Below are 21,884 nucleotides of genomic sequence, written 5' to 3'. Positions count from 1 at the left end.
GCGGTAAGAATTTCTCTACTTCATCAGGGCCCGCGCCGGGCCCGGTTTGTTCAGGCCGCTGCACGGGGCCCAGAAGTGCAACGGAGCGGGCCGCAGCCCCGCGTGGACCGGCCACCGCCCTTGAAAGGCCGCTGGGCCGGTCCACGCGGGCTGAAACACCTCAGGCCGCTACTCAGCCCATCAGCTTGTGCAGTCCGAGGGTGCTGACGCCAAAGCCGGTCAGTCCGGCGAGCAGAGCGCCGGCGGCGTTGACCGCACTGAAGAAAGTCAGGACGCCGACAGTCGTGCCGATGAATGCAGCTGTGAGTAACACCAAGACTGCCCGTTGGGTCAACAGCGCTTCAGGTTCCGAGCCTGGCGCGTTCGGGACGGACGGAGGTGGAGGTGGCTGGGTCGTCATGCTGGCTCCGTCTCACTGCCCGTACGCACCGCGTACGCATATCGAGGCATCGCGATGAGCTGCGCTGCAATCCATGCCCACCGAGCCCGGCGACTGGACATATCCACCAGGTATCCACGCTGTTCCTCCAGCCACTCGGACCGCTCGTCTCCCGGGAGAAGCAATGCGACAAGGCGAAGTACATTCTTGCCGGAGTCGGAGCGCCCCTGCGACAAGCCGTTAGACGACAGCATGCCGGGCAATGCCTCGGGGGCCTGAGGGTCGTCCGCATCTGACGGTGTGTCCAGCCCTTTGAAGACCTCCTGATCAACACCCCCTACGAACGGTGAGTCGTCGTCCTCATCGATGAGGAACCCCCTTATCGGAGCCGGACCCTGCTGTGTCGCCCTCGTTGACAGATCGTCGCCCTCGTCGATGAGGAACCCCGTCATCGAAGCCGGACCCTGCTGCCCCATGGTCGGCCACGGAGGGGGATCCTGCTGCCTCATCCTGCTCGGCACTGGAGCCCGGCGCTGCTGCTTCGCCCTGATCGGCAACGGAGCCCGGCGCTGCTGTGTCACCCCCGTCGACAGATCGTCGCCCTCGTCGATGAGGAACCCCACCATCGGAGTCGGTGCCTGCCGCTTCGCCTCGAACATGGAGTAATCGCCGACGTTTTCCTTTAAGGGTGAAGACTCATCTCCAGAAGCCCCCTGCACACTCATCGGGCCCCTCCTGCCATGCCGGGGCGCCCGATTTTCGACGCTGAGCCAGCAGGTGCTGCAGCAGCTGCTTGCGCCAAGGCGAGAGGAGCAACGTCAGCACCCTTCGGGGTGATGCGATAGAAGCGCCGCCGGGGGCGCCCCTCAGCCTCGGCGATGTCGTCCTGCTCCCAGTACCTCTCGACCCATCCTGCCTGACGCAACCGTTCCAAGATCGGGAAGAGGGTGCCGTTCGGCAGCCCTGACATCTTGGACAGCTCCAACCCGTAGAGCCCTTCGTCCAGCACCAACGAGCGGCGCACGCCGTCGACGCCCTTCCCGAGGAGCGCACGCAGCACTGTCTGCGTGTGCGGTGTCATCTTCACTGCCGACATAGCTGCAATCTACCTAGGTAGATGAGTATCTGTCTACCTAGGTAGGAGGGCGTGCGCGCAGTCGATCCGGCAGGCTCAGCGCTTCACGGAATCCGACGGCCAGCGCACCCTCTGGCAAATCAAATCCGCAGTCAGAGGATCGATGAGGTGACGGCGCTCAAGTCCCTTCTAAGCACCTGCTCCAGAACCCGGGCTGGACATCAGCGTGGAGCGCTGTGCGTCTATTGGCGAGCCAGGACAAGTCGGCGGTCGTCGCCAGGCTCACAACGCAAATGCCAGCCGTTCGAAACCGTCCATGCCTGCTGCAGGAAGACCCCCAGCCGATCAGGGCTGGGGGTCTTCCATATCCGGCTCGGCATCAACGTTGGCAGGCACCAGTCACTCACGGCCGGGCCGTCTCCGGGGCGTCCGAAAGGGACCGGCTACGACCGCCAACGACAACGGCTGGACCGCTGTTCAGAGGCCCGTCATGCTCCAGTGACCGAGGACAGGTACGCCGACGTCTTCTCCGGGTCGTAGAAGAAGTTTTCGAAGTCCGACGGGTCGTTGAAGCCGTTCGCGAAGCGGTCGGCCACCGGCTGGAGGCCGCCTGCCGCACCGATCAGGTTCAGCACGTGCTCCGGCGGAACGCCGAGCATCGCGTTCGTCCACTTGGTGACGTGCTGCGCGGTGTCCCAGTAGCGGTCGAACGTGGAGCGCATCCACGCCTCGTCGAACGGCTTGTCGCCGTGGGACGTGATGGAGGAGAGGTACGACGCCGCGCACTTCGACGCGGAGTTGGAGCCCTGGCCCGTGACCGGGTCGTTGGCGACGACCACGTCCGCGACACCGAGGACGAGGCCCCCGCCCGGCAGCCGGCCGATCGGGTTGCGCACCGTCGGTGCGTACCGGCCGGCCAGCGTGCCGTTCGCGTCGGTCAGTTCGACCTTCGTCGCGCGCGCGTACTCCCACGGCAGGAACTTCTCCATCAGTTCCAGGGTGAGGGACAGGTGCTCGGAGGGGTCCTTCACTCCCTTGAACACGTCCAACGGGCCGCCCGGGATGCCCTCCCAGAAGAGGATGTCCGCACGGCCCGAAGTGGTGAGCGTCGGCATGACGAAGAGCTCGCCGACGCCCGGCACCAGGTTGCAGCGGACCGCCTCGAAGTCAGGGTGCTCGGGGCGCGGGCCGAGCCCGTGGACGTACGCCACAGCGAGTGCACGCTGCGGGGCGTCGTACGGCGAACGGGACGCGTCGCGGCCGAACATCGAGACGAGCTCGCCCTTGCCCGCCGACACCATGACCAGGTCGTACGTACGGGAGAAGTAGTCGAGGTCGGAGACCGCCGCCCCGTGGATGACGAGCTGCCCGCCGCGCTGCGCGAACGTCTCCATCCAGCCGGCCATCTTCACGCGCTGGTCGACGGACTGGGCGTAACCGTCCAGCTTTCCGACCCAGTCGATCGCGCGGGAGGAGTCCGGCGCCGCGACCGAGACGCCGAGGCCCTCGATCTTCGGCGCCTGCGACTCCCAGAAGTTGATCTGGAGGTCGCGCTCGTGCTGGAGGGCGGTGTGGAACATGCACTGCGTCGACATGACCCGGCCCGACCGGATCTCGTCCGCCGTGCGGTTGGACATCAGGGTGACCTCGTACCCGCGGGTCTGGAGTCCGAGGGCGAGCTGGAGACCGGACTGGCCGGCTCCGACTATGAGTATCTTCCGCATGGCGGGTTCTCCGTTGAGTAGCTATTTCGGGGGTACGGCGCTATTCGGGCGTGACAGCGAGCGCATGGCCGACGAGGGCGAGCAGCGACTCGACCACCGTGATCCGCTTGCGTGCGTCCATGATCACGACCGGTACGTGCGGCGGCACGGTCAGGGCTTCCCTGACGTCCTCGGCCTCGTACGCCGCCGTTCCCTCGAAGTGGTTCACGGCAACGATGTACGGCAGCCCGCAGCTCTCGAAGTAGTCGAGCGCCGGGAAGCAGTCGGACAGCCGGCGCGTGTCGGCCATGACGACCGCACCGATCGCGCCGCGCACCAGGTCGTCCCACATGAACCAGAAGCGCTGCTGGCCGGGCGTCCCGAAGACGTACAGCACGAGGTCGTCGTCGAGCGTGACACGGCCGAAGTCCATCGCCACGGTGGTGTGGGTCTTCTCCGGCGTCGCGGTGAGATCGTCCGTCTCCTCGCTCGCGGTGGTCATCACCGCCTCGGTCTTGAGCGGGGTGATCTCGGAGACCGAGCCGACGAAGGTCGTCTTGCCTACGCCGAAGCCGCCGGCAACCACGATCTTGGTGGCTATCGGGGCCCGGGTGCGGTCGGTCTGCCATTCCCGGGCGCCCTCGTCCGCCTCGGGCGGGAGGGTCGGCAGGGGCACCTGCGACTGGGACGGAACCGGCGGTGTGTGCCCGGTGGCGCGGGCGTGGAAGGTCTCGGTTTCAGAGACGGCGGAGTCCACTCAGCACCCTTTCGAGCAGCGCGCGGTTCGGCTGGCCGGGCGCGTGCCCGGTCCCGTACACACGGATCTTTCCCTGGTCGGCCAAGTCGCTGAGCAGCACGCGGACGACGCCCAGCGGCATCTTCAGCAGTGCGGAGATCTCCGCGACCGTACGCATGCGGCGGCACAGCTCGACGATCGCCCGCATCTCCGGCATGACGCGCGTCTGGAGGCCGCCGTTGGTCAGCTCGCGCCGCTCCTCGGACGCTTCGATCGCCGCGACGAACGTCTCGACGAGCAGGACGTGCGTGAAGCGGGTGCGGCCGCCGGTGAGCGAGTACGGGCGTACGCGGGCGGGCCTGCGGCCGTCGCCCCGTACCGGAAGTTTGGCTGTGGTGGACGGCGTCACAGGGCGCTCTCCAACGATTTGCGCAGCTCACTGCGGAGTTCGGGGGTGAGGACGTGGCCGGCGCGGCCGACGAAGAGCGCCATGTGGTACGCCACGACGCTCATGTCGCAGTCCGGCGAACCGTGCACGCCGAGCAGCGAGCCGTCGCTGATCGCCATGACGAAGACGCTGCCCGACTCCATCGCGATCATCGTCTGCTTGACGCCGCCGCCGTCCATCAGCTTCGCCGCGCCCTGGGTGAGGCTGGCGAGGCCCGAGACGATGGTCGCCAGGTCGGCGCTCGAACCCTTCGGGCCGTCCTGGCGGACGGAGGGGGCGGTCGGTCCGGCGTTCCGCTCCGGGTCGGAGGACAGGAGGAGCAGCCCGTCGGACGACACGACGGCGACCGACAGGAGACCCGGTACCTCGTCGACGAGGTTGCTCAACAGCCAATGGAGATTACGGGCTTCGCTACTCAGCCCGAACGTGCTGGACGCAGTCAACTGCGTGCCTCCTCAACTGTGTCCCCCTTGGAATCTGTATCGGTATCGGTATCGGTTTCGGTCTCTGTTCTTGTCTCTGCTTCTGTCGATGTCTCTGGCCCGGAGTTGGCCGAGATCTCTGCCTCTACGTCGCGGCGGCCCTTGATCGCGCCCTGGTGGAAGCCGCCGAGCCGGCGCCGCAGGGCGTCCGCGTCGACGCTGCCGGAGCGCTCGTTGGGCTCGGCGGGGCCGGACTGCACGACCTTGGGGGTGCGCTTGGGCAGCCCCTTGTCGGTGACCGGCTCGACCTTTGTCGGGGCGGGCGCGTCGTGGTCGTCGGCTTCCGCCGTCTCCGCGTCCATCTCGCTTTGGGGCGCGGGGGCCTGCTGGGGCAGCCGCATCGTCCAGGTCGGTTCGTCGACGGGGGCCGGGGTGTCGGCGTTCCCGTCGGCGGCGCGCTCGTGCGTGTCGGGGCCGATGTCGTACGGGCCGGGGGCGGGCGTATCGAGCTCGGAGGTCCCAGAGGTCTCAGAGGTCTCAGAGGTCTCAGAGGTCTCGGAGGTCTCCGAGAGCTCCGCGTCCTCGCGGATCGTCCGCTCCGCCGCCGCCACCAGCGGGTCCAGCACCGGAGGAGGCACATCGGAGCGCCCGGGCAGCGTGTTGGAGTTGGCCTCCGCGACCGAACCGGGGAGGTTCAGCGTGGGGGCGTCTCCGGCCATCGGCACCGCGGGCGGCGCGGCCGTCGGCGGGGCGGAAGGCAGCAGCGCGTCGGGCAGTACGACGACGGCGGCGATGCCGCCCTGCTTCTGCTCCCGCAGCGTCACCCGTACGCCGTGCCGTGCCGCCAGCAGCGCGGCCACGTGCAGGCCGATGCCGCCGTCGGTACCGTCGCCGGGCTCGTACGAACCCGGATCGGCGAGCCGCGCGTTCAGGTCGGTGAGCCGGTCCGGCGGTACGCCGATGCCCTCGTCCTGGACGGAGAGCATGACCTCGCCGCTCTCCAGCAGCCAGCCGGAGAGCTCGACCTTGGCGTCCGGCGGGGAGAACGAGGTGGCGTTCTCCAGGAGTTCCGCGAGGAGGTGGCTGAGGTCGTTGGCGGCGAAGCCCGCGACCTGGGCGTGCGGCGGGACCGACTGGATGGCCACCCGCTCGTACCGCTCGATCTCACTCACGGCGGCGCGCAGTACGTCGACGAGCGGCACCGGGGCCTGCTGCCCCTGCCCGTGCTCCGTACCGGCCAGGACCAGCAGGTTCTCGCCGTGGCGGCGCATGACCGTCGCCATGTGGTCGAGCTTGAAGAGGGTCGCGAGGCGCTCCGGGTCCTGCTCGCGCTCCTCCAGGGCCTCGATGACGCCGAGCTGGCGCTCGACGACGCCGAGCGTGCGCAGCGAGAGGTTGACGAAGGTGGAGTTGACCGTGTGGCGCATGCGCTCAAGCTTCGCGGCGGCCTCGGCCACCTGCTCCTGGAGTTCGGCGCGCTGGGTGGCGAGGGTCTCGCGCTGGCCGATCAGGTGCGTACGGTCACCGGCGAGCTTCTCCGCGCGGGCGCCGACCTCGGCGAGCCGGCCGTGCAGCGTGTTCAGGGACCGTACGACCTGGGCGAACTCGTCGTTGCGGCCCGTGAAGCGCACCGGCTCGACGGCCTCGCCTCCTGCCTCCGCGTCGCCCTCCGGTTCGGCGGCCAGCCTCGCCGCGCCCAGGCGCAGCACGGCCAGCGGGCGGGTGAGCGTACGGGCGACGGCTGTGCTGACGCCGACGGCGAACAGCAGGCAGGCGCCGGCCAAGGCGATCCGGATCTCCAGCGCGGTGACGTCGTCGTCGCGCAGCTGGGAGAGGCGGGCGACCTGAGCCGAGCCGATGGAGGACTCGACGCCGCGCATCAGGTTGATACGGGCCGACAGTGCGGCCTCGGCCTTGGCGCGGTCGGTGCTGAGATCGGCGTCGGAAAGCTGGGGCTGGTCGGTGAGGTTCGTGAGGAACTGCTCGGCCGTCTTGACGTCGGGTCCCGTGACGGTGGTCTTGAGGGACTCGCGGGCGGCGTGCCCGGCCGCCTGGTCGAAGTCCGCGAGCGCGGCGAGTTCGCGTACGCGCGACTGCTGGGCCGCGGCGCTGAGGGCGTTGCGGGTCCGGACGCTCTCGGAGTTCGGATCTTCCCCGGCGGGGACGAGGAGTCCGGTGATGGGGTCGATGCGGTTGCCGGTGTTCTCGCGCGGCACGGACAGCGCGGCGAGCAGCAGGCCGCGGGTCGCGGCGGCCTGCTCGACGGCCTGGCCGAGCGCGGCGGGCGCGCGGGTGGCCTCGGCGGCGCGCGGGGGCGTCTTGTCGGCGAGCTCGTCGGCGAGGTCCTGGAGCTTCTCGATCGCCCCGCTGTACGCCTTGTGGGCCTCCAGGGCGGTGCCCTCGCCGCTGAGGGCGTCCCTGCGGATGCCGGGGATCCTGGCGAGGTCGCGGCGCAGGCCGGCGGGGGCCGCGAGCTCGATCTCGTCCATCTGGCGGTCGACGCGGGCGCTGCGGCTCTCCGAGAGCCCCGCGGCGCCCTTGCCGTCGCCCTTGCCGTCGGCTTCGCCACCTGTGCTGTCGCTGCCGCCGCGTCCGGCCGCGATGTACGCGGTGACGTCGTCGCGTTCGTCGGCGAGGGAGTGGGCGAGGGTGACTGCCTGCCGGTTCAGTTCGGCGAGGGTGACCAGGCGCTGGGATTCGGAGAGTTCGGAGGAGGCGCTGAGGATGGCGGGCGTACCGGCGGCGAGGACGGTGACGCCGACGAGGGCCACGCCGGCGACCAGCCGACTGCGTACCCGTACGGTGCGTTCGGTCCGCTCGCCATTACCGCTATCGCCCCGAGGCCGCTTTTTCTGCACCGGTGCTCGCATTCTTGCTTGACTCGTCTGCTCACGTGGCCGAGGTGACGACCGGTCACTCAAGAGCGCCCCGCACCACCCCAGCTAACGGCTCGAATGGCTTCAGACCATTCCAGTGCTTTTGGGAAGAAGGCGCGCAGCACGCGCTCCGCCACCCGAACGAGTGAACATCACTCACGAGTTGGCGAACAACTCTCGATCCCGTTCATCTCACGGGCGCGCGGAGTGCCGGTTGGAAGTTCCGCCCGGCCTTTGGCAAGATGCGCCCCCGCAGCTTCGCGGAGTGTGTCATTCCGCCCATAAACCCGTCTCCGACCTGCTGGTACGGGCCAATTGGGCGCAGCAGGGAAGCCATCGGGCGGCACCCGGCGGCCTTTCCACGCCCTCAGGCAGACTTGGCCGCATGCGCTTCGAACTGGCCACGACCCCCGGCGATCCCGAACGCCCCAACGAGGACTGGGCGTCTGTCGCTCTGCCTGCCGCCGGCCAGGGTGGGGCGCTCGTTCTGCTGGACGGCGTGACGCCTCCGGCGGGCGACTACGGGTGCCGGCATTCGGTGCCCTGGTTCACGGCGGGGCTCGGTGGCGCCCTGATTGAATTGTCCGCTTCGCGGCGGGATTTGACCCTTGCCGAGGTCCTGGCGGAGGCAATTCGGCGCACCGCCGATGCCCACCGCGACACGTGTGACCTTTCTCACGTCCGCACACCCCAGGCAACGGTGGTCCTGGCGCGCTGGGGAGCCGACGAGATCGAACACCTGGTGCTCTCGGACTCGGCACTGCTGCTGGAGTCCCCGGACGGCACGGTGCGCGCGGTGCTCGACGACCGCCTCGACCTCGTCCCCCCGGAAGTGCTGTCCTCGCTCGCCGCGACCGACGCCCTGCGCAACACCGAGGGCGGTTTCTTCACGGCCGCCGCGGATCCGGCGGTGGCGGCGCGGGCGGTGACGGGGGTGACCGCGCGGGCGAAGGTGCGGGCGCTGGCGGCGCTGAGCGACGGGGTGACGCGGTGGGTGGACATGTTCGGCGCGGGGGACTGGGCGGAGTGCGTGGGCGTACTGCGCAAGGAGGGCGCGCAGGGCCTGATCGACCGCGTGCGGGCGCTGGAGCGCGAGGAGGCGACCACGCCACTGGTGCGCCGCTGGAAGCGCCATGACGACGCGGCGGTGATTTTCGCCGAGGTGTGAGGGGGCGCTGCGCACGTTTCGGGAAGGGGTGGGTCGGGGAAAGGCCCCGCGCGGCGGCCACCCGCACCCCAGCGGCTACCCCTCCGCCCGCTCGTTCAACTGGCGCAGCAGCCGCGCCAGTTCCGCCACCTCCGCCCGGTCCCAGCCGGCCAGCTTGCGTACGTACCGGGCGCGCCGCGCATCCCGTACCCGCCGGAAGCGAGCGCGCCCCTCATCGGTGAGGGCGACCAGCGAGGCCCGGCCGTCGGCGGGGTCCGGCTCGCGCGTGACCAGCCCGAGGCTCTCCAGGGCCCGCAGCTGCCGGCTCATCGTCGCCTTGCCCACACCGAACCACGCGGCCAGTTCCGTGGCCCGCTGCCGGTCCACCTCGTCGAGCCGTACGAGCAGCCCGTACGCCGCCGGCTCCAGATCCGGGTGGACCTCACGGGCCATGTCGCCGGAGGACGCGCGGGCCCGGCGCAGAAAGAGCGCCAATTCTCTTTCCAGGGCGAGGAATTCGTGGTCCACACCACTCGCCTCCGGCGTGCGCCCGTCATCCGCTCTTCCGTTTCCGTGCACGTCAGAACTCATTGCGCGCTTTCCTCACCCTGAAGTTTTCTTTCACCAGTGGCCATTGCCGCAGCTCGGTCAGTATTTCGCAGGAGTAGACCAACGGCGGCACCCGGCCCCTCTTCCGCACCCGCTGTCTACGTGCGTAGCTTCATGCATGACATGTCCACACCAGTGGCTTTGTCGACAGGTCGCCCCAGGCCTGTTCTGTATCCCCCACCGAGCCTTTCGGAGGCACGCAATGCCCGTGCACAGATCCGGAACGGCCCGCCGCCCGCACACCGCGGCGGCCGGGATTCTCCTCTCCATCCTCTCCGCGCTCGCTCTCGTCGTGACCCTGCCGGGTGCGGCCACCGCCACCGGCGCCGGCACCACCGGCACCACCGCCACCGCCGCCGCCGCCAAGAAGCCTGAACCTGGCTCCGCCCACATGGGCATGGGCGTCATCAAGCACGACGGACAGGGCGGCCTGCCGCGCGACACCCGTGTCACCCAGACCGAGGGCGTGGACGTCAGCAGCCACCAGGGCAACGTCAACTGGGCGTCCCTGTGGACGAGCGGCGTGAAGTGGGCCTACGTGAAGGCCACCGAGGGGACCTACTACAAAAACCCCTACTTCGGGCAGCAGTACAACGGCTCGTACAACGTCGGCATGATCCGCGGCGCGTACCACTTCGCGACACCGGACGACTCCACCGGCGCCAACCAGGCCAACTACTTCGTCGACAACGGCGGCGGCTGGTCGCGCGACGGGCGGACGCTGCCCGGTGCGCTCGACATCGAGTGGAACCCCTACGGCGCGCAGTGCTACGGCAAGACGCAGAGCGGGATGGTCGCCTGGATCCGCGACTTCCTCAACACCTACAAGGCCCGCACCGGCCGTGACGCCGTCATCTACACGGCGACCAGCTGGTGGAAGACCTGCACCGGCAACTACGCCGGCTTCGGTTCCGTCAACCCGCTGTGGATCGCCCGGTACAACACGACCGTGGGAGAACTCCCGGCCGGCTGGGGCGTACAGACCATGTGGCAGTACACCTCCACAGGCCCGATAGTCGGCGACCACAACAAGTTCAACGGTGCCCTCGACCGCGTACAGGCCCTCGCCTACGGCTGACCGGCTCAACGGCACGGTCCCGCGGGCCGCCGCGGGACCGGTGCGGGCGCCGACGCGGAGCCGGTACGGGCGCCGACGCGGAGCCGGTACGGGCGCGACGCGGGGCCGGTACCGGAGCCGTCAGCCCCCCGGCAGCTGTGCGACCGCCCCGACCACCGCCAGCATCGACGCGCCGTCCGCGAGCGCGTGCGTCGTCGCGGTGGCGATGAACCCGGCGTCGCTCAGGTGCGTGAGCAGCAGACCCTTCACCTTGGTGACCTGCGCCGGATCCGGATCCGGCGGAACGTAACAGAGCACCAGGCTGCCCGACGGGCGGAGCAGACGGGTGACGACCTCCAGCTCGCGCGCGGCCGGTCCGGTCCAGAAGACGTTGACATCGACGGCGAGGATCTTGTCGAAGCGGCCGAGCGCGTCGGGGTCCGCGTCGGCGAGCGCGGTGTGGACGAACGTGGCCCGGCCCGCCGACACGGCCTCGGCATTGCGCCCGCTCGCGGCCGCGACAGCCACCTCGGAGCGGTCCAGCCCCACGAACTCGCCGCGCGGAAGACGCTCCAGGATCAGCCCGGCGGCGACACCGCGCCCGCAGCCGATCTCCAGTACGCGGTCTTCGGGACGTAGGTCGAGAAGGCCGACGGCCACCGTGAGCCGCTCAGGAACGCTCATGCCGCCACCTAGCCCTCGCTGTCGCCCTCACCGGTTGCGTGTCGCCTGTCGCGTGTCGCGTGTCGCCTGGTTGCGTGTCGCCTTTTGGGTGTCGCTGTCGCCTTCGCCCGCCGTTCGCGCCGCGACCTACCTCCGTTGTATCCGATTACTTGCCCTTTCGCGCGGAAGCCCCCCGTCCGCACGGCCGAGACTCGGACTGAGACTCGGCCGATAGGAGCAGGGGGCCGCCACAGCCGGGCCACCGGCGACGTCCGTCACGCCGCCACCGGCACCCGGACTTCCGACGGAGCGAGCGCGATCTCGAGGACCTGGCGGACGTCCGTCACCGGGTGGATCTCCAGCTTGTCGAGGATCTCGGCCGGTACGTCGTCCAGGTCGGCCTCGTTCCGCTTCGGGATCACGACCGTCGTCGTACCCGCCCGGTGTGCCGCCAGCAGCTTCTGCTTCAGGCCGCCGATGGGCAGGACGCGTCCGGTCAGGGACACCTCGCCCGTCATGGCCACGTCCGTACGGACCAGCCGCCCGGACAGCAGCGACGCGAGGGCCGTCGTCATGGTGATGCCCGCGCTCGGCCCGTCCTTCGGGACCGCACCCGCCGGGAAGTGGATGTGTACGCTCCGGTCCTTCAGGTCCGCAACCGGCAGCTCCAGCTCCGCGCCGTGCGAGCGGAGGAAGGAGAGCGCGATCTGGGCGGACTCCTTCATGACGTCGCCGAGCTGGCCGGTGAGGGTCAGCCCCGCCCCACCCGTCTCCTCGTCGGCGAGGGAGGCCTCGACGAAGAGGACGTCGCCGCCCGCACCCGTGACCGCGAGACCCGTGGCCACGCCGGGAACGGCCGTACGGCGCTCCGACGGGTCCTGGGCGGACTCGGGGACGTGGTGGGGCCGGCCGATCAGGGCACGTAGGTCTCCGTCCGTGATCGTGAGCGGGAGCTCCTGCTCGCCGAGCTCGTGCTTGGCCGCCACCTTGCGCAGGAGGCGTGCCACCGACCGCTCCAGGTTCCGTACGCCCGCCTCACGGGTGTACTCCCCCGCGAGCTTGCGCAGCGCGGACTCGTCGAGGGTCACCTCGCCGGGCTCCAGTCCGGACCGCTCCAGCTGGCGCGGCAGCAGGTGGTCGCGGGCGATGACGACCTTCTCGTCCTCGGTGTAGCCGTCGAGCGTGACCAGCTCCATGCGGTCGAGCAGGGCCTCGGGGATGGCTTCCAGGACGTTGGCGGTGGCGAGGAAGACGACGTCCGAGAGGTCGAGCTCGACCTCCAGGTAGTGGTCGCGGAAGGTGTGGTTCTGGGCGGGGTCGAGGACTTCGAGCAGCGCGGCGGCGGGGTCGCCGCGGAAGTCGGAGCCGACCTTGTCGATCTCGTCGAGGAGGACGACGGGGTTCATCGACCCGGCTTCCTTGATGGCGCGGACGATCCGCCCCGGAAGAGCCCCGACGTACGTACGACGGTGTCCGCGGATCTCCGCCTCGTCGCGTACGCCGCCGAGCGCGACCCGTACGAACTTGCGGCCCATCGCGTGCGCGACGGACTCGCCGAGGGACGTCTTGCCGACACCGGGCGGCCCGACGAGCGCCAGCACCGCGCCGCCACGACGGCCGCCGACGACGCCGAGGCCGCGGTCGGCCCGGCGCTTGCGCACGGCGAGGTACTCGGTGATGCGCTCCTTCACGTCGTCCAGGCCGGCGTGCTCGGCGTCCAGGATCGCCTTGGCGCCGCGGATGTCGTACTGGTCCTCGGTCCGCTCGGTCCAGGGAAGTTCGAGGACGGTGTCGAGCCAGGTACGGATCCACGACCCTTCCGGTGACTGGTCCGACGACCGCTCCAGCTTGTCGACCTCCTTGAGGGCGGCCTCGCGGACCTTCTCGGGGAGGTCGGCGGCCTCGACACGGGCCCGGTAGTCGTCGGACTCCTCCTCGCCGTCCTTGCCGTTGATCTCGCGCAGCTCCTTGCGGACGGCGTCGAGCTGGCGGCGCAGCAGGAACTCGCGCTGCTGCTTGTCGACGCCTTCCTGCACGTCCTTGGCGATGGACTCGGCGACGTCCTGCTCGGCGAGGTGCTCGCTGAGCCACTTCACGGCGAGCCTGAGGCGGACCACCGGGTCGGCGGTCTCGAGCAGCTCGACCTTCTGGGCGGTGGTGAGGAAGGGTGAGTAGCCGGAGTTGTCGGCGAGGGCGGACACGTCGTCGATCTGCTGGACGCGGTCGACGACCTGCCAGGCGCCGCGCTTCTTCAGCCAGCTGGTGGCGAGGGCCTTGTACTCCTTGACCAGTTCGGCGACGGCCCCGGGGAGCGGATCCGGCACCGACTCGTCAACAGCCGTACCTTCGATCCAGAGCGCGGCGCCGGGCCCGGTGGTCCCCGCGCCGATCTGGACGCGGCTGCGGCCGCGGATCAGGGCGCCGGGGTCACCGTCGGAGAGCCGCCCGACCTGCTCGACCGTGCCCAGGACGCCGGTCGCGGCGTACGTACCGTCGATACGCGGAACGAGAAGCACCTGCGGCTTGTTGCCACTGCTGCCGCTGTTGCTGTTGCTGCTGCCGCTGCCGTTGTTGTCGCTGGAACGGGCGGCAGCCTGGGCGGCCTCCACCGCGGCGCGTACGTCGGTATCGGACAGGTCCAGGGGCACCACCATTCCCGGCAGCACGACCTCGTCATCGAGCGGCAGCACGGGCAGGGTGAGCGGGTTGGACGTCGATGCCATGATCTCCCCTTCGGCAGTGAACTTGAGCTATGCCGACTCAATGCTTGGGTGCGACGGAATGTTCCCGGGCGGGCGTTCGCTGTCAGCGATCAGGGGTTGGAGCCGTTTGGGGTCCCGAGCAGCGGCCGCCGACGCGGCGACCGTCGCGCCGCGGCTCGGCCCGGAGGGCTACACAGTCAAGCCCTGGCAGCGCGGCGGCGTAACCCGCGTCCTGGTGCTCGCTCCCGACGGCGACCAGGTGGAGACGGACCCCACACACCGACGCAACGGCCTGGGCGCGCTGGTAATGCGTACCCCCTCCAGGGCGCGGCGTACGAACAGGGCCCCACGGTCGGGATCCTGGTCGCGACGACGGAGGGGCGGGGACTGTACGAGTCGCTGGGATGGCAGGTGTACGCCCCACTGGTCGGCGTAACTTACTCGGCTGACCGGAGTGAGGACGGGCCTCCCATGACGGCGAACTTCACCCGGGGCACGGGCGATGAACCCCTTCGACCTCACCTCGGCGCAGAGTGCTGCACTGGAGCATGTCAGGGGGCATGGCGGTGCGCGCGGCGCGCGCAGCGAGTACGAGACGGTATTGGCGGCCTGGCTGGCGACGGGCGCAACGATCGATCTCTCCTCCTCCTCTTGCTACCTCCCCCTCGCCCTTGGAGGAGGGTGGACGCAGAGTTCCGGGAGCCGGTGATGGTGCCACTGTCAAGGGTCGGGTCAGACCACCCAAGCAGTGCCACCCACATCCTCACTGTCAAGGGTGAAGCGCAGCGCAATCGCCGCAGGCGACGCGACGCAGGAGCGCCCTTTACCGGCGGGCCTCCGACGCGACACTTACGAGTGGCGGCCCCCATCGCAGACGCGATCAACGCCCCGGGGCACACGAAGCCCCTTCACGCCGACCCCGCCCTCACTCACTCCGCCCTTCCCGCACCCCCACGTTGCGCATCATCCGGCGCAGGACCTTGATCGGTGACGTAGTCCGCCGCGTCGATGCCGTCGTGGATTCTGGCCCGCACGGCCGGCCGGTACGTGGGTACGTGGCCCTTGACCCGACCGTGTGCCGCCTCGCCCGCCTCCGCCGTCCCCGTAATCCGTCCGGGTCCCCTGGCCGAAATGGTTTGTTCACGCCGTCGTCGCGACGCCAGGATGGCCCCCGACGACCGAAGGAAGCACCGAACCGCCCCCAGGAGGTTCCCCCCATGGCCACCGCTCCCTCTCCGTACGCCACCGCCACCGCCACCACCATCGATCGGCGCGACGGTCCGTACGGTGAAGTCGTTCTGCGGGAGCGCGGGGCGCACTTCGAGATCATCGCCAACGGCTGCTTCCTGATGGACACCTCCGACGGCCGCTCCGAGCGCCTCCTCATCGACGCCGCCCTCGACGCCCTCGACGCGCTCCCCGCCCCCGAGCCCGGCCGCCCATCCCCCGCCCCCGAGCCCGAGCGCCCCGCCCTCCTCATCGGCGGCCTCGGTGTCGGCTTCTCGCTCGCCCGCGCCGCCGCGCAGGACCGCTGGGGGCGGATCACGGTTATCGAGCGTGAGCAGGCGATTATCGACTGGCACCGCGAGGGACCACTGGCACGGATCTCGGGCGACGCGCTCGCCGATCCACGATGCGAGATCATTCACACCGATCTGGTGGATTACGTTTGCGAAAACCGGATCGGTGGCGTTGGTACGTACCAGGACAGGTACGACGCGCTGTGTCTCGACATCGACAACGGGCCCGACTGGACCGTGACCGACGACAACGCCAATCTCTACTCCCCGCAGGGGCTCGCGGGGTGCATGAGACGGCTGAGACCAGGGGGAATCCTCGCCGTCTGGTCGGCCAAACCATCCCGCGCATTCGAGGATGCGTTGCGGAATGCCGGATTCAACTTGGTTAGGACGGAAGAGATCCAAGTGTCCCGGGGCGTTCCTGACGTGGTCCATCTCGGGGTTCGCCCTGCGTAGCCGGGACGCTGTCCGTGCATCTACGCTGCTGCCCTACACGTGGGATAGCAGAGAACTCCCAGGGGCGGGGCAATGGAGCAGCAGACACACACCAGCCACAACGGCCTCGCGGCCACTCCGGGCGCCCAGCGCCGGGTGCTGGTCGTCGAGGACGACGCGACCATCGTCGACGCCATTGCCGCGCGACTCCGCGCCGAGGGCTTTCAGGTGCAGACGGCCGTCGACGGACCCGCCGCGGTGGACGCCGCCGAGGCGTGGCAGCCCGACCTGATGGTTCTCGACATCATGCTGCCGGGCTTCGACGGACTTGAGGTCTGCCGCCGCGTCCAGGCGCAGCGGCCCGTGCCGGTACTGATGCTGACAGCGCGCGACGACGAGACCGACATGCTGGTCGGGCTCGGGGTCGGCGCCGACGACTACATGACCAAACCGTTCTCCATGCGCGAGCTCGCGGCCCGCGTGCATGTCCTGCTGCGACGGGTGGAGCGGGCGACGCTCGCCGCCTCTACGCCCCGCAGCGGCATCCTGCGCCTCGGCGAGCTGGAGATCGACCACGCGCAGCGCCGCGTACGGGTGCGCGGCGAGGACGTACACCTGACTCCCACCGAGTTCGACCTGCTGGTGTGCCTGGCGAACACGCCGCGCGCCGTGCTCTCGCGCGAGCAGCTGCTCGCCGAGGTGTGGGACTGGGCGGACGCGTCGGGCACCAGGACCGTCGACAGCCACATCAAGGCGCTGCGGCGGAAGATCGGCGCGGAGCGCATCCGCACGGTTCATGGTGTGGGGTACGCACTGGAGACCCCGCCGGCATGACGCGCCAGGGGAACGGGCTGCGTCCCTTCTCGATCAAGACCAAGCTCGGCACACTCGTCGTCGTCTCGGTCTTCATCACCACCGGGCTCATCCTCGTCGCGCTGCGCACCAAGACCGAGCTGCGCTTCATCACGGTCTTCTCCGTCATCGCGTCGATGCTGATCACCCAGTTCGTCGCCCACAGCCTGACGTCACCTCTCGACGAGATGACGACGGTGGCCAAGTCCATCGCGCACGGTGACTACACCCGGCGGGTGCGCGGCGCGGGCCGCCGGGACGAGCTCGGCGATCTCGCCGCCACGATCAACCGCATGGCGGACGATCTGGAGGCCGTGGACCGGCACCGCAAGGAGTTGGTCGCCAATGTCTCGCACGAGCTCAGAACGCCCATCGCGGGGCTGCGAGCCGTGCTGGAGAACGTCGTGGACGGGGTGTCCGCCGCGGATCCCGAGACGATGCGTACGGCGCTGAAACAGACCGAGCGGCTCGGCAGGCTCGTCGAGACGCTGCTCGACCTGTCCCGCCTCGACAACGGCGTCGTACCGCTCAAGGCCCACCGCTTCGAGGTCTGGCCGTACCTCTCCGGCGTGCTCAAGGAGGCGAATGTGATCGCCTCGCAGCGCTCCCTCGCGTCCGGGTCCGGCAGTCATACGCGTACCGATGTGCATCTGCACCTCGATGTCTCGCCGCCCGAGCTGACCGCGCACGCGGACATCGAGCGGCTGCACCAGGTCGTCGCCAATCTCCTCGACAACGCGGTCAAGCACAGCCCGCCGCACGGCCGCGTCACTGTGCGTGCCCGGCGCGGTACGCAGCCCGAGAGCCTGGACCTGGAGATCCTGGACGAGGGGCCGGGGATACCGGAGTCCGAGTGGCACCGGGTCTTCGAGCGTTTCAACCGCGGCAGCCTGCCGGCGCCGCACGGGCCGGGCAGCGACGGCGGTACGGGCCTGGGGCTCGCGATCGCGCGCTGGGCGGTGGATCTGCACGGCGGGCGGATCGGAGTGGCTGAATCCGCACGTGGCTGCCGGATCCGGGTCACTCTTCCGGGAACCCCCCGGCCGACTGGTTGACGTAGGGTCGAACCGGAAGCACACGTTCTGCGTGTCATCCATTGGGGGTGCGGCCCAAAGTGGGCCGTAACCACGGTCCGTCCTACCCGGACCACAGCGGACCACACCGGAACCACGCTTGTTTCCCGCCATTTCGCGCGACGAAACCAGCACTCCGATGTGACTTACGCGACGGAAGGCCCGCCCGGCCTGCACCTCCCGGCCGGGGAGGCGTAGCCTTTATTTCCGCTGTCCATCACCTTGCGAAGCGGAAGAGGGCGGTTAACGCCGTGTCGTCTCAGTCCCCCAGTAGCCCGAGCGTCTCGACCGACCAAGACGGCCAAGGGAAGAACCCTGCCGCTGCCTTTGGTCCCAATGAGTGGCTCGTCGACGAGATCTACCAGCAGTACCTCCAGGACCCGAATTCGGTCGACCGCGCCTGGTGGGACTTCTTCGCCGACTACAAGCCCGGTTCCACCCCGGCGGCGGAGAAGTCCGCCACCCCCGAAGCCGAAGAAGTGACCGAGGCCCGCGCACAGCCGGCCCAGGCCACTCCGGCCCCCGCCGCGCCCGCCACCCCGGCGACGCCCGCGGCCGACCAGCCGGCCCCCGCCGCGCCTGCCGCACCCGCTGCGGCAACGCCCGCGGCCCAGGCCCCGGCCCCCGCGACGGCCGCACCGGCCGCCGCACCGGCAGCTCCGGCCGCCAAGCCCGCCTCCGCCCCCGCACCGGCCGCCGCACAGCAGGCCGGCGCGAAGGCGAAGACCGAGCCCAAGGCCCAGCCCGCCACCGAAGCCCCCGAGGGCCCCGAGTACGTGACGCTGCGCGGCCCGTCCGCGGCCGTCGCCAAGAACATGAACGCCTCACTCGAACTGCCCACGGCCACGTCCGTGCGCGCCGTGCCGGTGAAGCTGCTGTTCGACAACCGCATCGTCATCAACAACCACCTCAAGCGCGCCCGGGGCGGGAAGGTCTCCTTCACGCACCTCATCGGGTTCGCCATGGTGCAGGCCCTCAAGGCCATGCCGTCGATGAACTACTCCTTCGCGGAGAAGGACGGCAAGCCGACCCTGGTCAAGCCCCCGCACATCAACCTGGGCCTGGCCATCGACCTGGTCAAGCCCAACGGTGACCGCCAGCTCGTCGTCGCGGCCATCAAGAAGGCCGAGACGCTCAACTTCTTCGAGTTCTGGCAGGCGTACGAGGACATCGTCCGCCGCGCCCGCGCGAACAAGCTGACGATGGACGACTTCACCGGCGTAACGGCGTCGCTGACGAACCCCGGCGGCATCGGCACCGTCCACTCCGTGCCCCGCCTGATGCCCGGACAGGGCCTCATCATGGGCGTCGGCGCGATGGACTACCCGGCCGAGTTCCAGGGCACCTCGCAGGACACCCTGAACAAGCTGGGCATCTCCAAGGTCATGACCCTGACCTCGACGTACGACCACCGGGTCATCCAGGGCGCCGCCTCCGGCGAGTTCCTGCGCATCCTCGCCAACATGCTGCTCGGCGAGAGCGACTTCTACGACCAGATCTTCGAAGCGCTGCGGATCCCGTACGAGCCGGTCCGCTGGCTCAAGGACATCGACGTCTCCCACGACGACGACGTCACCAAGGCCGCCCGCGTCTTCGAGCTGATCCACTCCTACCGGGTCCGCGGCCACGTCATGGCCGACACCGACCCGCTGGAGTACAAGCAGCGCAAGCACCCCGACCTGGACATCAACGAGCACGGCCTCACGCTCTGGGACCTGGAGCGCGAGTTCGCCGTCGGCGGTTTCGCCGGCAAGTCGATGATGAAGCTGCGCGACATCCTCGGTGTCCTGCGCGACTCGTACGTCCGGACCGTCGGCGTCGAGTTCATGCACATCCAGGACCCGAAGCAGCGCAAGTGGATCCAGGACCGCGTGGAGCGTCCGCACGCCAAGCCGGAGCGCGAGGAGCAGCTGCGCATCCTGCGCCGCCTGAACGCCGCGGAGGCGTTCGAGACCTTCCTGCAGACGAAGTACGTCGGCCAGAAGCGCTTCTCCCTCGAAGGCGGCGAGTCCGTCATCCCGCTGCTCGACGCGGTCATCGACAGCGCCGCCGAGTCGCGCCTGGACGAGGTCGTCATCGGCATGGCCCACCGCGGCCGCCTGAACGTCCTGGCGAACATCGTCGGCAAGTCGTACGCGCAGATCTTCCGGGAGTTCGAGGGCAACCTCGACCCGAAGTCGATGCACGGCTCCGGCGACGTCAAGTACCACCTGGGCGCCGAGGGCACCTTCACCGGTCTCGACGGCGAGCAGATCAAGGTCTCGCTCGTCGCCAACCCCTCCCACCTGGAGGCGGTCGACCCGGTCCTGGAGGGTGTCGCCCGCGCCAAGCAGGACGTCATCAACAAGGGCGGTACGGACTTCACGGTCCTGCCCGTCGCGCTCCACGGTGACGCGGCCTTCGCCGGCCAGGGTGTTGTGGCCGAGACGCTCAACATGTCGCAGCTGCGGGGCTACCGCACCGGCGGCACGGTCCACATCGTGATCAACAACCAGGTCGGCTTCACCGCCGCCCCGGAGTCCTCGCGTTCCTCGATGTACGCGACCGACGTGGCCCGCATGATCGAGGCGCCGATCTTCCACGTGAACGGCGACGACCCGGAGGCCGTGGTCCGCGTCGCGCGGCTCGCCTTCGAGTTCCGCCAGTCCTTCAACAAGGACGTCGTCATCGACCTCATCTGCTACCGCCGCCGCGGTCACAACGAGGGCGACAACCCGCAGTTCACCAACCCGCAGATGGTGACGCTGATCGACAAGAAGCGCTCGGTGCGCAAGCTCTACACCGAGTCGCTCATCGGTCGCGGCGACATCACGCTGGAAGAGGCCGAGCAGGCGCTCCAGGACTTCCAGGGCCAGCTGGAGAAGGTCTTCGCGGAGGTCCGCGAGGCCACCTCCGCCCCGGCTCCCGCCCACATCCCGGAGGTCCAGGCCGAGTTCCCGGTGGCCATCGAGACGGCGGTCTCCCAGGAGGTCGTCAAGCGGATCGCCGAGTCCCAGGTCAACATCCCCGACCGGATCACCGTCCACCCCCGCCTGATGCCGCAGATGCAGCGCCGCGCGGCCTCGGTGGAGGACGGCACGATCGACTGGGGCATGGGCGAGACCCTCGCCATCGGCTCGCTGCTGATGGAGGGCGTCCCGGTCCGGCTGTCCGGCCAGGACACCCGCCGCGGTACGTTCGGCCAGCGCCACGCGGTGCTCGTCGACCAGAACACCGGCGAGGACTACACCCCGCTCCAGTACCTCTCCGAGGACCAGGCCCGCTTCAACGTCTACGACTCGCTGCTCTCCGAGTACGCGTGCATGGGCTTCGAGTACGGCTACTCGCTCGCCCGGCCCGAGTCGCTGGTCATGTGGGAGGCCCAGTTCGGCGACTTCGTCAACGGCGCGCAGACCGTCGTCGACGAGTTCATCTCCTCGGCCGAGCAGAAGTGGGGCCAGACGTCCGGCGTCACGCTCCTGCTTCCGCACGGTTACGAGGGCCAGGGCCCGGACCACTCGTCGGCCCGTCCCGAGCGCTTCCTCCAGATGTGCGCGCAGGACAACATGACGGTCGCCATGCCGACCCTGCCGTCGAACTACTTCCACCTGCTGCGCTGGCAGGTCCACAACCCGCACCACAAGCCGCTCATCGTCTTCACCCCGAAGTCGATGCTGCGTCTGAAGGCGGCGTCGTCGAAGGCGGAGGAGTTCACCACCGGCGGCTTCCGCCCGGTGATCGGCGACACGACCGTCGACCCGGCCGCCGTCCGCAAGGTCGTCTTCTGCGCCGGCAAGGTCTACTACGACCTCGCGGCGGAGCGTCAGAAGCGCGGCAACACGGACACGGCGATCATCCGTCTGGAGCGGCTGTACCCGCTGCCGGGCAAGGAGCTCCAGCAGGAGATCGCGAAGTACCCGAACGCCGAGAAGTACCTGTGGACGCAGGAAGAGCCGGCGAACCAGGGTGCGTGGCCGTTCATCGCGCTCAACCTGATCGACCACCTCGACCTGGCGGTCGGCGCCGACATCCCGCACGGCGAGCGGCTGCGGCGCATCTCGCGCCCGCACGGCTCGTCCCCGGCGGTCGGCTCGGCCAAGCGCCACCAGGCGGAGCAGCAGCAGCTGCTGAACGAGGTCTTCGAGGCCTGACCGGTCCGGCCTGATCAGCGCCTGTACGCCCCGGAGGGCCCGGCACCGCAGCGATGC

General features: G+C 69.5%; 17 protein-coding genes. 6 read left to right on the top strand and 11 right to left on the bottom strand.

Features of this window, described 5'->3' with window-relative positions:
* Nucleotides 1–172 precede the first annotated feature (172 nt).
* The 8 genes from J7E96_RS22875 to J7E96_RS22840 all read right to left on the bottom strand — a co-directional run bounded on the left by J7E96_RS22875 (nt 173) and on the right by J7E96_RS22840 (nt 7,621).
* Nucleotides 173–313, bottom strand: a complete 141-nt coding sequence (locus J7E96_RS22875; protein ID WP_215133537.1) for a hypothetical protein — start codon at nt 311–313, stop codon at nt 173–175.
* An 83-nt stretch (nt 314–396) separates the two neighbouring features.
* On the bottom strand, nt 397–1,104 hold the full coding sequence (locus tag J7E96_RS22870) for a hypothetical protein (protein ID WP_215133536.1): 708 nt from the start codon (nt 1,102–1,104) through the stop codon (nt 397–399).
* Entirely contained in the window at nt 1,101–1,475 is a 375-nt protein-coding gene (locus tag J7E96_RS22865) for a PadR family transcriptional regulator (RefSeq protein ID WP_215133535.1), read from the bottom strand. Before J7E96_RS22865 ends, J7E96_RS22870 begins: the two co-directional genes overlap by 4 nt.
* Nucleotides 1,476–1,942: 467 nt before the next feature.
* Nucleotides 1,943–3,178: a styrene monooxygenase/indole monooxygenase family protein gene (locus J7E96_RS22860; RefSeq protein ID WP_215133534.1), complete on the bottom strand. Its 1,236-nt coding sequence runs from the start codon at nt 3,176–3,178 to the stop codon at nt 1,943–1,945.
* A gap of 40 nt (nt 3,179–3,218) precedes the next feature.
* On the bottom strand, nt 3,219–3,914 hold the full coding sequence (locus J7E96_RS22855) for an ATP/GTP-binding protein (RefSeq protein ID WP_374196711.1): 696 nt from the start codon (nt 3,912–3,914) through the stop codon (nt 3,219–3,221).
* Nucleotides 3,895–4,302, bottom strand: coding sequence for a DUF742 domain-containing protein (locus J7E96_RS22850; protein ID WP_214971774.1), 408 nt, complete (start codon nt 4,300–4,302; stop codon nt 3,895–3,897). The genes J7E96_RS22855 and J7E96_RS22850 overlap by 20 nt, the downstream gene beginning before the upstream one ends.
* Nucleotides 4,299–4,784 (bottom strand): roadblock/LC7 domain-containing protein, encoded by a 486-nt coding sequence (locus J7E96_RS22845; RefSeq protein WP_215133533.1) that lies wholly within the window; start codon nt 4,782–4,784, stop codon nt 4,299–4,301. The genes J7E96_RS22850 and J7E96_RS22845 overlap by 4 nt, the downstream gene beginning before the upstream one ends.
* Nucleotides 4,781–7,621: a nitrate- and nitrite sensing domain-containing protein gene (locus J7E96_RS22840; protein WP_374196710.1), complete on the bottom strand. Its 2,841-nt coding sequence runs from the start codon at nt 7,619–7,621 to the stop codon at nt 4,781–4,783. Before J7E96_RS22840 ends, J7E96_RS22845 begins: the two co-directional genes overlap by 4 nt.
* Before the next feature lie 403 nt (nt 7,622–8,024).
* Here J7E96_RS22840 and J7E96_RS22835 point away from each other — a divergent pair, with 403 nt between their 5' ends.
* Entirely contained in the window at nt 8,025–8,807 is a 783-nt protein-coding gene (locus tag J7E96_RS22835) for a protein phosphatase 2C domain-containing protein (protein WP_215133531.1), read from the top strand.
* A 75-nt stretch (nt 8,808–8,882) separates the two neighbouring features.
* Here J7E96_RS22835 and J7E96_RS22830 read toward each other — a convergent pair whose 3' ends face one another.
* On the bottom strand, nt 8,883–9,377 hold the full coding sequence (locus J7E96_RS22830; RefSeq protein ID WP_215133530.1) for a MarR family winged helix-turn-helix transcriptional regulator: 495 nt from the start codon (nt 9,375–9,377) through the stop codon (nt 8,883–8,885).
* A gap of 220 nt (nt 9,378–9,597) precedes the next feature.
* Here J7E96_RS22830 and J7E96_RS22825 point away from each other — a divergent pair, with 220 nt between their 5' ends.
* Nucleotides 9,598–10,473, top strand: a complete 876-nt coding sequence (locus J7E96_RS22825; RefSeq protein WP_215133529.1) for a lysozyme — start codon at nt 9,598–9,600, stop codon at nt 10,471–10,473.
* A 120-nt stretch (nt 10,474–10,593) separates the two neighbouring features.
* On the opposite strand, the gene J7E96_RS22820 is transcribed toward J7E96_RS22825, so the two are convergent.
* The gene (locus J7E96_RS22820; RefSeq protein WP_215133528.1) at nt 10,594–11,136 is read right to left on the bottom strand and encodes a cyclopropane-fatty-acyl-phospholipid synthase family protein; all 543 of its coding nucleotides are present in this window, start codon (nt 11,134–11,136) and stop codon (nt 10,594–10,596) included.
* A gap of 254 nt (nt 11,137–11,390) precedes the next feature.
* On the bottom strand, nt 11,391–13,838 hold the full coding sequence (lon, locus tag J7E96_RS22815) for an endopeptidase La (RefSeq protein WP_215133527.1): 2,448 nt from the start codon (nt 13,836–13,838) through the stop codon (nt 11,391–11,393).
* 1,196 nt (nt 13,839–15,034) lie between these two features.
* On the opposite strand from lon, the gene J7E96_RS22810 reads away from it, so the two are divergent.
* The 4 genes from J7E96_RS22810 (at nt 15,035) to J7E96_RS22795 (ending at nt 21,827) form a co-directional block, all read left to right on the top strand.
* Entirely contained in the window at nt 15,035–15,793 is a 759-nt protein-coding gene (locus J7E96_RS22810; protein ID WP_215133526.1) for a spermidine synthase, read from the top strand.
* A 72-nt stretch (nt 15,794–15,865) separates the two neighbouring features.
* Nucleotides 15,866–16,606, top strand: a complete 741-nt coding sequence (locus tag J7E96_RS22805; RefSeq protein ID WP_215133525.1) for a response regulator transcription factor — start codon at nt 15,866–15,868, stop codon at nt 16,604–16,606.
* Nucleotides 16,603–17,679, top strand: coding sequence for a HAMP domain-containing sensor histidine kinase (locus J7E96_RS22800; protein ID WP_215133524.1), 1,077 nt, complete (start codon nt 16,603–16,605; stop codon nt 17,677–17,679). Before J7E96_RS22805 ends, J7E96_RS22800 begins: the two co-directional genes overlap by 4 nt.
* A 269-nt stretch (nt 17,680–17,948) precedes the next feature.
* The gene (locus J7E96_RS22795) at nt 17,949–21,827 is read left to right on the top strand and encodes a multifunctional oxoglutarate decarboxylase/oxoglutarate dehydrogenase thiamine pyrophosphate-binding subunit/dihydrolipoyllysine-residue succinyltransferase subunit (protein WP_215133523.1); all 3,879 of its coding nucleotides are present in this window, start codon (nt 17,949–17,951) and stop codon (nt 21,825–21,827) included.
* Nucleotides 21,828–21,884: the final 57 nt, after the last annotated feature.

This window comes from Streptomyces sp. ISL-96 (assembly GCF_018614035.1).
GTDB lineage: Bacteria > Actinomycetota > Actinomycetes > Streptomycetales > Streptomycetaceae > Streptomyces.
Note: the sequence above shows the minus strand (reverse complement) of the source record. Positions and strands in the feature narration are given on the sequence as shown.